Origin of the sequence: Polaribacter sp. Hel1_33_78 (assembly GCF_900106075.1) — a bacterium.
Taxonomy (GTDB): Bacteria; Bacteroidota; Bacteroidia; order Flavobacteriales; family Flavobacteriaceae; genus Polaribacter.
In genome coordinates this window covers 173,143-186,775 of sequence record NZ_LT629794.1, presented here as the reverse complement: position 1 = coordinate 186,775, position 13,633 = coordinate 173,143, and the positions used below count along the sequence as shown (strand labels likewise).

The window sequence follows — 13,633 nt, the reverse complement described above, 5'->3', positions numbered from 1 at the left end:
AAAATGACTAAATATTGGGTAGTTCTTTGTTTCTTTATTCTTTTCAGCTGCTCTAAAAAAGACGTGTTCGGTATCCCTGAGGTAATTGAAACAACCATTAAATTAGACTTTGTTGAAACTTTGGGTGGCTCTAAAAATGAAGCCTTTTCTTCTATAAAAAAAACGACAGATGGTGGTTATATTATTGTTGGTTTTACGCAGAGTAACGATTTTGATTTCGATTCAAAAACAAATGAATCTTTTGACTATTTAGTTGCAAAGTTTTCTTTCGACAACACCCTAGAGTGGCAAAAAACTTTTGGTGGCTCAGAAGATGATAGAGCCGCAGACATTGTACAAACCTTAGATGGTGGTTTTGCTGTTTTAGGGTACAGTAAAAGTTCAGATATAGATGTTTCAGCAAATGCAGGTGCTCAAGATTTTTGGTTGTTAAAAATTTCTTCTTCAGGAAGCCTTCTTTGGGAAAAAACATTCGGGTTTTCTGGCGCCGATTTTGGTACTGCTTTGTTAGCGACAAAAGACGGTGGGTTTCTTATAACTGGTGTCTTAGATGTTTCTAGTTCTGGCGGAGAGGGAAACGCAAAGTCAACTGCAGTAAACCATTCTGGTGGAGATTATTGGGTGATAAAAACAGACCTTACTGGCAATTTAGAATGGAGCCGGTTTTTTGGCGGCTCATTTACAGAAATACCACTAGGAATTGTCGAAACTGACGATCATAATTTTATAATAGCGGGCTCATCAGACAGTGATGACTTTAATATTTCAAATAATCTAGGAACCTATGATTTTTGGATTATAAAAATAGCCCCTACAGGAAGTTTAATTTGGGAAAAAAGTTTTGGTGGGTCTGAAATTGACGAAGCCAGAGCAATTACAACTTCAAGTGATGGTAATTTTATGGTGGTTGGCGATACTAGAAGTTTAGATATAGATGTTTCTGAAAATAATGGTGCCGCAGATGTTTGGATTGTAAAATTTTCTGCAGAAGGAAGTTTGATTTGGGAAAAAACGATTGGAGGAACAAGTTTTGATACTGCAAGAGCTATCTATAAAACGCAAGACAACGGCTTTTTAATCGCAGGAAGCTCTCGAAGTTTAGATAATGATTTTGAAAATAATGGACAAAATGATGCGCTCATTTTAAAAATTGATAGCAACGGAAGCCTTTTATGGCAAAAAACAATTGGTGGGTCACAAATAGATTTTTTATATGGGATTACTGAGTTGAATAATAAGGCAATTATCGCTGTTGGTGAAAGTAGTAGTTCAGACCAAGATATTAGAGAAAATAAAGGGTTTACAGATGCGTTAATAATTCAAATGAAATAAGAAATGAAAAATATCATTACTTTTCTATGTATCTTACTAGTCGCCTTTTCTTCTTGTACAGAAGAGGAAGAAAATAGAACAATAACCTTAAATTTCTCTCATCATTGGGATGGAACAATAATTACCAATCAAGATTTTAACCAACTAAAATTTATAAATGCAAATGGCAACAAAGTAAGTATTGAAAGATTACGTTACCTCATTTCAAATATTAGTTTGGCAGGCTCAAAAAACTATCATTTGATAGATTTTACTGAAAATTCTGGAACTTCCATCTCAATTACGGACTTTACTGACGGCGTTTACGACCTCTCATTTAGGTTTGGTTTTTCAGATGAAGATAACAAAGACGGTATCTATCCTGATTTAAACACTGTAAGTTTTAATGTTCCGGGTATGTTGGGTGGTGGTTATCATTATATGCAATTTGATGGAAAATATGAAGATAATAACGATCAAGAAGCTGGTTTTAATTACCACGCCATTAGAGCTGTGGATAGAAATGACCCAACTAATTTAAAATTTGAAGACACCTCTTTTGAAGTAAGTTTAGGAACGGTAGAAATTACAAATAATGCAGACATTACAATTAAAATGAATCTTGCAGAATGGTTTAAAAATCCAAACACTTGGAATTTAAACGAATTGAACACCGTTTTAATGCCGAATTTTGAAGCTCAACAAATGATGAGTATGAATGGAAAATCCGTATTTAGTTTGGGGAAAGTAAATCAATAAAAATCTATCTTTCCTAATAATTCATAAAAATATAATCTATCCAGCAATAAATAGATTGCTCCATTTCTCGGAATGATAGTCAAGTAAAAATGAAAAAACGATACCTATTTCTTATTTCCTTATTTCTTTTGATGAACTGCGCATCAAAAGAAGAAGAAATCTACACCCCAATTCCTTACAGTTTAGAAATTCCCATCCTTTTTGCAGACAAATTAATTGCGCCTATAATTCCTGCGGACAATCCTTTAACGCAAGAAGGCGTTGCTTTGGGTAAAAAATTATTCTTTGACACCATATTATCTGGAGACGAGACACAATCTTGTGCCTCTTGCCACGATCCAAAGAAATCATTTACCGACCAACAACAATTTAGCAATGGAGTTAACGATAATTTAGGAACAAGAAACGCAATGCCTTTATTTAATTTAGCATGGAATTTTGACGAACGCTTTGCTTGGGATGGAAAAGAATTTAGTTTAGAAAAACAGGCTTTAGAACCTGTTTCTAATCCTATAGAAATGCATGGAAATTGGGAAAATATTACTAAAAAATTACAAAATAATTTAGAATATAAAGACCTGTTTTTAAGAGCATTTGGCACCTCCATAATCGATTCTACACTAGTTACTAAAGCCATTGCTCAGTTTGAAAGAACACTGATTTCGGGCAACTCTAAATTCGACAAATACTTGCGTGGTGAAATAAATTTAACTCCAGAAGAACAAAACGGATTTGATGTTTTTATGGACGAATCAAAAGGAGATTGTTTTCATTGTCACGGCAGTGATAATAATCCTATCTGGTCGGATAATAAGTTTCATAATAATGGTTTAGACAATGTTTTTGTAGACCTAGGTCTTGGAAAAATTACAGGAGACCCAAAGGATAATGGCAAATTCAAATCACCTTCCATTAGAAATTTAGCCTTCACCGCGCCTTATATGCATGATGGAAGGTTTGCAACTTTAGAAGAAGTAATCAATCATTATTCCGAAGGGTTGAAAAGATCCCCTACAATAGACCCACTTATGAAAAAGGTCGATGAAGGCGGTGTCCACTTATCAACCCAAGATAAATCTAACTTAAAAGCCTTTTTACAAACACTTTCTGATTATGATTTTATAAACAACCCCACGTTTCAGAGGTAATCAATAAAACCAATCAAGTTATTGAATATCGGAATGAAAGTTCTTCGTTTTTCTTCGACTTATATCGTATATTTGCACTCAATTTAGATTTAATCTATTTAAACATATGATAAAAGTTTCAGACACAGCAAAGAAGAAGGTCGTAGAATTAATGACTGACGATGGCTTTAACTCAGAAACCGATTTTGTAAGAGTTGGCGTAAAAAGTGGTGGTTGCTCAGGCCTATCCTACGATTTAACTTTTGATAAAAATCAACAAGAAAACGATAAGGTTTTTGAAGAAAATGATATAAAAATCGTTGTTGACAAAAAGAGTTTTTTATATTTAGTTGGGACTACTCTAGAATTTTCTGGAGGTTTAAACGGAAAAGGTTTTGTTTTTAATAATCCAAACGCAAATAGAACTTGTGGTTGTGGAGAAAGTTTTTCACTTTAAAGACATCCATTTCAACTTCCCAAAAGGAAGGAAGTAAAAAGAAAAATTATGAGTAAGTATACGGAAGACGATTTAAAAGAAGAATTAAAAACCAAAGAATATGAATATGGTTTTTATACAGATATAGAGAGTGAGACTTTTGCCAAGGGTTTAAATGAAGATGTAGTTCGTGCCATTTCTAAAAAGAAAAACGAACCAGGATGGATGACTGAATGGCGCCTAGAAGCTTACAGAGTTTGGGAACAAATGGAAGAGCCAGAATGGGCAAATGTGCAGTACACGAAACCAAAATTTCAAGATATTGCTTACTATTCTGCGCCCAAAGAAAAACCAAAATTAAATAGTTTAGATGAAGTAGATCCAGAATTACTAGATACTTTTAAACGTTTAGGGATTTCTTTAGATGAACAAAAAAAACTAGCAAATGTTGCTGTAGATATTGTAATGGATTCTGTTTCTGTTGCAACTACTTTTAAGAAAACACTCGGCGAAAAAGGGATTATTTTTATGCCTATTTCTGAAGCAATTCAAGAACATCCAGAATTAGTAAGAAAATATTTAGGCACTGTTGTACCAACCACAGACAACTTTTATGCAGCATTAAATTCAGCAGTTTTTTCTGATGGATCTTTCTGTTACATTCCAAAAGGAGTTCGTTGTCCGATGGAATTATCAACCTATTTTAGAATTAATGAAGGAGGAACAGGCCAGTTTGAAAGAACGCTTGTAGTTGCAGATAAAGGTAGTTATGTTTCTTATTTAGAAGGCTGTACAGCGCCAAGTAGAGATGAAAATCAACTACACGCAGCGGTTGTAGAACTCATAGCTATGGACGACGCAGAAATTAAATATTCTACTGTGCAAAACTGGTATCCTGGAAACAAAGAAGGAAAAGGTGGTGTTTATAATTTTGTAACCAAAAGAGGTTTGTGTGAAACAAATGCTAAAATTTCTTGGACACAAGTAGAAACAGGCTCTGCAATAACTTGGAAATACCCAAGTTGTATTTTAAAGGGAAACAATTCTATTGGAGAATTTTATTCGATTGCAGTAACAAATAATCATCAACAAGCAGATACAGGAACCAAAATGATTCATTTGGGAAAAAACACCAAATCAACTATTATTTCTAAAGGAATATCTGCAGGTAAATCACAAAATTCATATAGAGGGTTAGTGCAAATAAATGCAAGAGCAGAAAACGCTCGTAACTTTTCACAATGTGATTCTTTGTTAATGGGAAATGAATGTGGAGCACACACTTTTCCATACATTGAAGTTAAAAATAAATCTGCACAAATAGAGCATGAAGCAACTACCAGTAAAATTGGTGAAGAGCAGTTATTTTATTGCAATCAACGTGGAATTGACACTGAAAAAGCAATCGCTCTAATTGTAAACGGATTTAGTAAAGAAGTTTTAAATAAACTTCCAATGGAATTTGCTGTAGAAGCTCAAAAATTATTAGAAATTAGTTTAGAAGGGTCAGTAGGTTAAAATTCTGTGAATTGTAATTGTGGGATTACATAATAGTTGCTCGAATAAACAAATAAAAAGTTTTAAAAAAATAAGATATTTATATCATGTTAAAAATCAACAATTTACACGCCTCAATAGAAGATAAGTCTATTTTAAAGGGATTAAATTTAGAAGTTAAAGCTGGTGAAGTCCATGCAATAATGGGCCCAAATGGAGCAGGAAAGAGCACCTTAGCCAATATCATTGCAGGTAAAGAAGAGTATGAGGTTACCGATGGAATTATAGAGTTAAATGGTGAAGATATTAGTGAGCTTGCGCCAGAAGAAAGAGCACACAAAGGGGTGTTTTTATCATTTCAATACCCTGTAGAAATTCCTGGAGTTTCTGTAACGAACTTTATAAAAACTGCTATTAACGAAACTCGTAAAGCAAAAGGTTTAGAAGACATGCCTGCAAAAGACATGTTAAAAATGATTCGTGAGAAATCAGAATTATTAGAAATAGATCGTAAATTTTTGTCTCGTTCTTTAAATGAAGGGTTTTCTGGTGGAGAAAAAAAACGTAATGAAATCTTTCAAATGGCCATGTTAGAACCAAAATTAGCCATCTTAGATGAAACGGATTCTGGTTTAGATATTGATGCTTTGAGAATTGTTGCAAACGGTGTAAACAAATTAAAATCTGAGGACAACGCAGTTATTGTAATAACGCATTATCAACGTTTATTAGATTACATTATTCCTGATTTTGTGCACGTTTTACATGATGGAAAAATCGTAAAATCTGGTGATGCTTCTCTGGCTTTAGAGTTAGAGGCAAAAGGGTATGATTGGATTAAGCAAGAACTTGTTTAAAATTAGTTTACAGTAACAATGAACAGTTCTAAAAACTGTTTATTGAATCTGAAAACTGAAAACTAAGAAAATGGAATTAAAAGAAAAAATACTAGCATCATACGTAGCTTTTGAGAATGGAATTGACATCAATACTGATGTTCATGAAATTAGAACAGAAGCTTTGGAAAATTTTGAAAAGTTAGGTTTCCCTTCCAAGAAATTAGAAGCTTGGAAATATACTTCTTTAAACGCAGTTTTAAAGAACGATTTTAGCATCTTCCCAGATAAAGAAGTTACGGTAGATTTGGCTGATGTCAAAAAATATTTTATTCATGATATAGATAGCTATAAGGTTGTTTTTATTGATGGTAAATACAGTTCGTTTTTGTCAGAAACTACGCATGACGGTATAGATGTTTGCCTAATGTCAGCGGCACTTACAAAGTCTAAATACAAAATAATTGTAGAAAATTATTTTAACAAAGTTGCAAAACAAGACAATTTAACATCCTTAAATACTGCTTTTGCAACAGAGGGTGTATACATCCATATACCTAGAAATACTGAGGTAGAAAAACCGATACAAATCATTAATTTTACAACAGGCTCTGAAGCGGCAACGATGTTGCAACCAAGAAACTTAATTGTTGTAGAGCAAAATGCACATGTTCAAATCATAGAACGTCATCAAAGTTTAACGTCAAATCCTGTTTTAACAAACGCGGTTACTGAAGTTTTTGCTGCCAAAGATGCTACTGTAGATATTTACAAGATTCAGAATGATGTTGAAAATGCGTCCTTAGTAGATAATTGCTTCATAGAACAAAAATCGAATAGTATTGTTTCTGTGCATACTTTTTCTTTCGGAGGAAATATTACTAGAAACAATTTAAACTTTTATCAAAGGGGAGAGCACATTGACTCTATTTTAAAAGGAATTACAATTATTGAAGGAAAACAGCATATAGATCACCATACTTTAGTGCACCACATAGAACCGAATTGTGAAAGTCATCAAGATTACAAAGGAATTTATGATGAACGCTCAACAGGTGTTTTTAACGGAAAAGTAATTGTAAATAGAGAAGCTCAAAAAACGAATGCCTATCAAAAAAACAATAATGTTTTAGTAAGTGATAAGGCGACTATTAATGCAAAACCTCAACTAGAAATTTTTGCTGATGATGTAAAATGCTCTCATGGTTGTACCATTGGTCAATTAGATGATGATGCATTATTTTACATGCAACAACGTGGAATTCCAGAAAAAGAAGGAAAAGCTTTATTGATGTATGCTTTTGCGAATACTGTTTTAGAAAGTGTAAAAATACCAGAAGTTAAATCTAGAATCACAAAAATAATAGCCAATAAACTTGGTGTAGATATTGGTTTTGATTTGTAAAATGGGTAAATCCATTTTTTTATAAAATACAAACCACGCAAATTGCGTGGTTTTTTTGTAACTTTAATAAAAATTAAAGTGATGAATAAAACAATTAAAACTACATTATTACTCGTTGGAATAATCTTGTTAGCCTGCGGTATTTATATTTTAAACCCTGCTGAAGAACAGGGTAATCAAGCATCCTATATACTTATTGCATCTGGTTTTTTAAGCCTTATTTTAAGCCTGTTAAAAGAGAAGAAAAAATAATTACTTAATACTTTTAACAATTCCGCTCAAAAGCGCATCAATGTCTGCATTTTTAGTTAATCCCATTCTAACAACTACTAAATCTTGATCTGGAAAAACATACACATTCTGACCTTGGTATCCACTAAAAAAATACATGTTTTTTGGCGTATTAGGGTATCTTTTTCCGGAATTTAACCAAATTTGTGCACCATACCAGCCATCAGAAGTTGGCGTTGGTTTTGTCGCGTATTTTACCCATTTCTCGTTAAACAATTCTTCTCCGTTCCAAGTTCCATTCTGCAAATACAACAAACCTAATTTAGACCAATCTCTCGCAGTTGCCCAAGCATAAGAAGAACCTACATAATTACCAGCCAAGTCTGTTTCTACAATCATAGAATTCATTCCAATTTTATCAATTAAAGCCGCATACCAAAAATCTAAATATTCTTGGTGTGTTTTAAATTGCCGACGTAAAATACCTGACAACAAATTTGTAGTTCCTGATGAATAATTCCAAGTTTCGTTTGGCACACCCACCAAAGGTTTCTCAATTTGAATTTTCGTCATATCTCTCTCTAAAAACAACATTTTGGAAACATCAGAAATGCTATTGTAGTCTTCATCCCACTCTAATCCAGAATTCATTTGTAATAAATTATGAATAGAAATCTCTTTTCTTTCATCCTTTCTCCATTCATCAAATAAATCTTTCTCAAATACATCTATTTCTTCTTGATGCTCTAAAACCCCAAATAAGGTGCTTAAAATACTTTTGGTCATAGACCAACCTAATAGTTTTGAGTTTTGGTTAAATCTATCCGCATAACGTTCTGCAATAATTTGATTTTTGTAGACTACCACTGCTGCTCTTGTTTGATTAACAGAATCAAACAAAACATCTAAAGTTTGGCTTAATTTCGCATAGTCTACATTGTTAAAAACGGTATCTTTTTGTGCTGCATTTCCATAAGGAAAAGGAGTTGTTTGATCAGCTAATGCTCTTTTTGGCGTCAAATAGTTTTTATTTAAATCCTGCTCTTCCAAAGCCAAAACACTTCCTAAACCTTCTCTGTAAAATGCTTTTCTAGTTAACAAACCAAAAGCACCTGACTGAGCAGATTTCTCAGAAATATTAACTTTATCATCCGCTAAATTTATTGGAGAAAAATTGGTATCTGTTTTATCCGTAAACTCCAATGTTCTATTGGCTACAAAAATAGAAGAAGCTGTACTTTTCGCAGAATAACCTGCTATGATATTCAGTTTTGGGTAATTATAAATTACTGCAGCTATCATCATAAGGAGGAGGATTAGCAGAATTTTTTTTAAAATTTTCATTAAATTGGATGTTTAGTTCTGTAAAAATAGGAAATTCATATTGACTTTTTTTACAACTTTAAAAATGCAAGGTTTATCTTTGTACCTTAAAATCATTTTTATGTTTAATGTTGATAAAATTCGAGAAGATTTTCCTATTCTAAAAAGATCAGTTCATGGAAAACCTTTGGTCTATTTTGATAATGCTGCCACTTCACAAACACCACAGATTGTTATTGACGCAATTGTAGATTATTACAGTAATTATAATTCAAATATCCACAGAGGTGTGCATACCTTAAGTCAAGAAGCAACAGATAAATATGAAGATGCTCGTAGAAAAATTCAACAACATTTTAATGCGAAAGAAGCCTACGAAATTATTCTAACATCTGGCACAACTCATTCAATAAACATTATTGCTGCTGGTTTTGCATCACTAATACAAAAAAATGATGAAGTGATCGTTTCTGCTTTAGAACATCATTCTAACATTGTGCCTTGGCAAATGTTATGTGAAAAAACTGGTGCTATTTTAAAGGTAATACCCATGTTTGAAAATGGCTCTTTAGATATGGAGACGTATCATACTTTAGTAAATGAGAAAACAAAATTAGTTTTTTGCAATCATGTCTCAAATGCTTTGGGAACTGTAAACCCTATTGAAGAAATTATTGAAACCGCTCACCAATTTAATGCTGCAGTTTTAATTGATGGAGCGCAAGCAACTCCTCATATAAAACCTGATGTACAAAAATTAAATGTAGATTTTTATGTTGCTTCTGCTCATAAATTATGTGGACCAACTGGCGTTGGTTTATTATATGGAAAACAAGAGTGGTTAGAAAAATTACCCCCGTATCAAGGTGGTGGAGAAATGATTAACACCGTTTCTTTTGAAAAAACTACCTATGCTGGTTTGCCGCATAAATTTGAAGCAGGAACACCAAATATTTGTGGAGGAATCGCTTTTGGAACAGCATTAGATTATATGAATACAATAGGCTTTGAAACGATTGCAAAATATGAAGACGAACTCTTACAATATGGAACTTCTGAACTATTAAAAATCGAAGGTTTAAAAATCTATGGAACTACTGCTGAAAAAACAGCTGTAATTTCTTTTAACGTAGGAGGCATTCATCCTTATGATATTGGTGCAATTTTAGACAAGTTAGGTATTGCAGTAAGAACAGGACATCATTGTGCACAGCCAATCATGGATTTTTATAAAATACCAGGGACGATAAGAGCTTCCTTTTCTTTTTATAATACCAAAGAAGAAATAGACATCCTTATTAAAGGAGTTAAAAAAGCACAAATGATGCTTTCTTAAACTTAAAGAAAACTGTTTAAAAAGTGCTTTTATAATATTATGAAAGTGCTTTTTAGGTTAAAAAAAAGAGGTTTTCTTGCGAGTATTAAAAAAAATGTATCTTCGTAAAGTTAAAAATTTTTAACAAAAACACATACTATCATTAAAATAAACCCTAATCAGTGTGTTATCTGTAATTTTTTAACGAAATTTAACTTAATTATTTAACCCCTAAATCAATTTACAAAATGAAAAAAGTAATTTTTGGGCTACTAATTGTAGCTGGAACTTTAATTGGATGTCAAGAAAATTCATCCGACATGACAAATGAACTGCAGTCAAAAGTCGACATGAGCGATTTTTACGTTTTTACAGATGAATACGGATCAAAAGGAGACTCTAATACAAAAGAAAGTAGAGAATGTCATTCCATGAACGTTTTAAATAGACAATTAAAAGAAAATTCTGGATTGTATAAAAAAATGTATGATGTAGAATATAATACCAGAAAATTTATTGGTGCTAAAGGTAAACCGACTGGTACAGGTGGTGGTGGATCTGGAGGAGGAGACTCTGACGTAGATGTTGCTATTGTGCCTGATAATTTAGGAGTTATTAACATTCCTGTCTATATTCATATTGTTTATCCGAATGCTAATAGTATTTCTAATGCCCAAGTATCGTCTCAAATGAATGTCTTAAATGCTGATTTTACAAATACTAATGTTAGTCAATTGCCTTCTGGCACTACTTTTGCTAATGATGCAACGAATGCTGGTTTTAGTTTTTCTTTAGCAGGTACCTTCAGATATGATGACCCTAAAGCTTCTTGGGGAACTAATAATTCAGTAAAAGCGGCGTATCCGCCTATCACTCCAGAAACTCATTTAAATATTTGGGTATGTAATATTGGTGGTGGTATTTTAGGATATGCTCAATTTCCTGGTGGCGCTGCATCAACTGATGGTGTTGTTTTAGGTGGAGAATATTTTGGTGTTACTGGTGGTGTTTATGGTGCTGGTAGAACGGCTACGCACGAGGTTGGTCACTATTTCAATTTACGTCATATTTGGGGCGACGGAAGATGTCGTCAAGATGATTTCGTAGCCGATACACCATCTTCAGATTCTTCAAATGGTGGATGTCCTACATTCCCTTCTGTAAGTTGTAAAACTGCCGATATGACTATGAATTACATGGACTATACTTACGACAATTGTATGTATATGTTTACAGATGGTCAAAGAAATAGAATGAGGGCTCTTTTTGCTCCTGGAGGAGCAAGATTTTTAATGTCAGGTAGTTAGAATCCTACAATATCAATAAAAAGACGCCTTCATAGGCGTCTTTTTTTATATCTTTAAAACTCTAAAAACATCATAGAATATGAATTTTCTACTTAAAATTACTATTCCATTTATATTTATAATATTCGTGAGTTGCTCTGCGCAAGAAAAGAATAAAAAAGAGGTGTTCAAAATATCCTACAAAGCAGAAACAAGAGGAAGTTTTATAATCATTCACTTTAAAGACAGCAGCCTTGTTTTGAAATCGACTTCTGCTGACAAATCTATCGTTTTAAGCAACGCAGAAGTAATTAATATCCAAAATATTGCTTCCAAGATTAAACTCTCTGAAATAGGTGCTTTAATAGCGCCAAGTAATGAGAGATATAGAGATGCCGCATTGACTGGTAGTTTTATCATCCTAAAAAATGATACAAGTTATACTTCATCAAATTTTGACCATGGAAACCCTCCTAAAGAGTTGCAAGAGTTATATAATATACTTCAGAAGTATTTAAAATAAAAAAAGGTTGAGAATTAATTCTCAACCTTTTTTTATTTTAAATATGTTTTAATTTATCTCAACAAAGGAGAGTAATTTGTTGGGTAATCTCCTGCCTTTGCTAAACCATTTGTTGCCGTGGTAAAGTTAGAACCAAATTCAACATCAATTGATGCTAAAATTTTGTTTGCCATTAAAGCATATCCTCTTGCTGTTAAATGAACACCATCTAAACTTACTAAACCTCCAGTAACTAAGCTTGTGGTCATGGTATAATTATCAAACATAATTCCTGTAGATGCTTCGGTCAAAACTCCTTTAAAGTCTACCAATGCAACGTTAGGATTAGAAGCAGCAACTGTAGCGATAGTTGTATTGTAGGCATCTGTTGCCGTTCTTATAGAAGCCTGTTCTTGCGGTGTAAGCGCCCATTGATCCGCTAAAGGAACACCAACGCCATTTACACTTGCAGGATTACTAGGATCTGCTAACGTACCAATTATTGCTGAACTTGCCAATACTAACAAATCGTCAGAAGTTGTCTGTCTCATACTTATTAAACCTGGGTTTATTGCTGTTAAATCTGTTAAATCTTCATCCATAATAACAACTGCATTTTGTCCTGCTGTAAAAGATATTGTTCTTTTAGCGATTTCTGCATCTGCCATTTCTTGTGTCATAGGTGTTACAGCAACTAAATAAGCAAAAGCTTGTTGTATACCACCATTATATTGAGCATATGCTGAACTTACTGCTCCAGCAGTTGCAGCATCCATAGGAATTGGATTATAAGGTATTGTAATAAAATTAGCTAAATCTGTAATATAAGGTACATTAGCTACTACTCCTTTTGCTCCATTTGCTGTTAAAGCGGTAACCATATCGCTAAATACTTGTGCAAAAACATTCGGGTTTGTAATGTCATTTCCTCCGTAATTTGCAGGATTTAAATTTTCTGCCGTATTTGGGCTTCTATCTACTCCTGACCCTCCTGAAAGGGCATAGCCTAAAACATCATTTCCTCCAATTTCTGACAATGTAAAGAAAGTTGGGTTTTGTGCTAAAGCATCTCCTAAAACTGTTGCTGTTGGGCTAGAAGCCATTCTTCCAAAATAAGGATTTAATTGTCCGTAACCAGGGACTCCTAAGTGAAAACTTTTTGCTCCTGGAGCGCCAAAATTATTAAAAGGTCCTGAAAGAACCGCTGTTAATTCTGTAGTTGGCGTTGCAGATAATCTTGCAGGTCCTGCACCATCAAAATAAAATCTTGGTGGCTGAACTGCTGCTCCGCCATAAACTAAACCTCCAATATTATCATTCATTAAAGGTTGTTTAAATTCAGTTCCAAAAATTCCTGCCAAAATATTTGGAAAAGAATTTTCTTGCGCCGCAATAAACATAGCTCCATCCGTATAGCCCGCTGTAAAAGAAGCTCCTACAGAAACATATTTAGAGAAATCTAATCCGTTTGTATTTAAAGCTACATTTTCAACTGCCTCTGCTGGTATTGCATCCAGCTCATTATTTACATCACAAGAAATAACTCCCAATGATAAAAGAAACAATGCTATATATTTATAATTTTTCATAAAATATGACGTTTTT

Annotated in this window: 13 protein-coding genes; 11 read left to right on the top strand and 2 right to left on the bottom strand. The window is 33.3% G+C overall.

Going from position 1 to position 13,633, the window contains the following annotated elements; all coding sequences use genetic code 11:
- The first annotated feature begins 3 nt into the window (after positions 1-3).
- The 8 genes from BLT88_RS00905 (at position 4) to BLT88_RS14200 (ending at position 7,623) form a co-directional block, all read left to right on the top strand.
- Positions 4-1,332, top strand: coding sequence for a hypothetical protein (locus BLT88_RS00905; protein WP_091952386.1), 1,329 nt, complete (start codon positions 4-6; stop codon positions 1,330-1,332).
- A gap of 3 nt (positions 1,333-1,335) precedes the next feature.
- On the top strand, positions 1,336-2,070 hold the full coding sequence (locus BLT88_RS00900) for an MbnP family protein (RefSeq protein WP_091952385.1): 735 nt from the start codon (positions 1,336-1,338) through the stop codon (positions 2,068-2,070).
- A 131-nt stretch (positions 2,071-2,201) separates the two neighbouring features.
- Entirely contained in the window at positions 2,202-3,218 is a 1,017-nt protein-coding gene (locus BLT88_RS00895; protein ID WP_091952383.1) for a cytochrome-c peroxidase, read from the top strand.
- Between the two features lie 106 nt (positions 3,219-3,324).
- The gene (locus BLT88_RS00890; RefSeq protein WP_036784464.1) at positions 3,325-3,654 is read left to right on the top strand and encodes an iron-sulfur cluster assembly accessory protein; all 330 of its coding nucleotides are present in this window, start codon (positions 3,325-3,327) and stop codon (positions 3,652-3,654) included.
- A 48-nt stretch (positions 3,655-3,702) separates the two neighbouring features.
- Positions 3,703-5,151 carry a Fe-S cluster assembly protein SufB gene (sufB, locus tag BLT88_RS00885; RefSeq protein WP_091952382.1) on the top strand — a complete coding sequence of 483 codons (1,449 nt, stop codon included), beginning with the start codon at positions 3,703-3,705 and terminating at the stop codon, positions 5,149-5,151.
- An 86-nt stretch (positions 5,152-5,237) separates the two neighbouring features.
- A complete protein-coding gene (gene sufC, locus BLT88_RS00880; RefSeq protein ID WP_036784468.1) occupies positions 5,238-5,987 on the top strand; it encodes a Fe-S cluster assembly ATPase SufC in 750 nt (249 codons plus the stop codon).
- A gap of 70 nt (positions 5,988-6,057) precedes the next feature.
- Positions 6,058-7,371, top strand: a complete 1,314-nt coding sequence (gene sufD / locus BLT88_RS00875) for a Fe-S cluster assembly protein SufD (protein ID WP_091952380.1) — start codon at positions 6,058-6,060, stop codon at positions 7,369-7,371.
- An 81-nt stretch (positions 7,372-7,452) separates the two neighbouring features.
- Positions 7,453-7,623, top strand: a complete 171-nt coding sequence (locus tag BLT88_RS14200) for a hypothetical protein (RefSeq protein ID WP_172824223.1) — start codon at positions 7,453-7,455, stop codon at positions 7,621-7,623.
- On the opposite strand, the gene BLT88_RS00865 is transcribed toward BLT88_RS14200, so the two are convergent.
- Entirely contained in the window at positions 7,624-8,907 is a 1,284-nt protein-coding gene (locus tag BLT88_RS00865; protein WP_302846599.1) for a serine hydrolase, read from the bottom strand.
- A gap of 139 nt (positions 8,908-9,046) precedes the next feature.
- Between BLT88_RS00865 and BLT88_RS00860 the strand changes: the two genes are divergently transcribed.
- The 3 genes from BLT88_RS00860 to BLT88_RS00850 all read left to right on the top strand — a co-directional run bounded on the left by BLT88_RS00860 (position 9,047) and on the right by BLT88_RS00850 (position 12,049).
- Positions 9,047-10,261 carry an aminotransferase class V-fold PLP-dependent enzyme gene (locus BLT88_RS00860; RefSeq protein WP_091955590.1) on the top strand — a complete coding sequence of 405 codons (1,215 nt, stop codon included), beginning with the start codon at positions 9,047-9,049 and terminating at the stop codon, positions 10,259-10,261.
- A 227-nt stretch (positions 10,262-10,488) separates the two neighbouring features.
- Positions 10,489-11,547: a zinc metalloprotease gene (locus tag BLT88_RS00855; protein WP_036784477.1), complete on the top strand. Its 1,059-nt coding sequence runs from the start codon at positions 10,489-10,491 to the stop codon at positions 11,545-11,547.
- Between the two features lie 79 nt (positions 11,548-11,626).
- Positions 11,627-12,049 carry a hypothetical protein gene (locus BLT88_RS00850; RefSeq protein ID WP_157691098.1) on the top strand — a complete coding sequence of 141 codons (423 nt, stop codon included), beginning with the start codon at positions 11,627-11,629 and terminating at the stop codon, positions 12,047-12,049.
- Between the two features lie 53 nt (positions 12,050-12,102).
- On the opposite strand, the gene BLT88_RS00845 is transcribed toward BLT88_RS00850, so the two are convergent.
- The gene (locus tag BLT88_RS00845; RefSeq protein WP_091952373.1) at positions 12,103-13,617 is read right to left on the bottom strand and encodes an SGNH/GDSL hydrolase family protein; all 1,515 of its coding nucleotides are present in this window, start codon (positions 13,615-13,617) and stop codon (positions 12,103-12,105) included.
- Between the last annotated feature and the right edge of the window lie 16 nt (positions 13,618-13,633).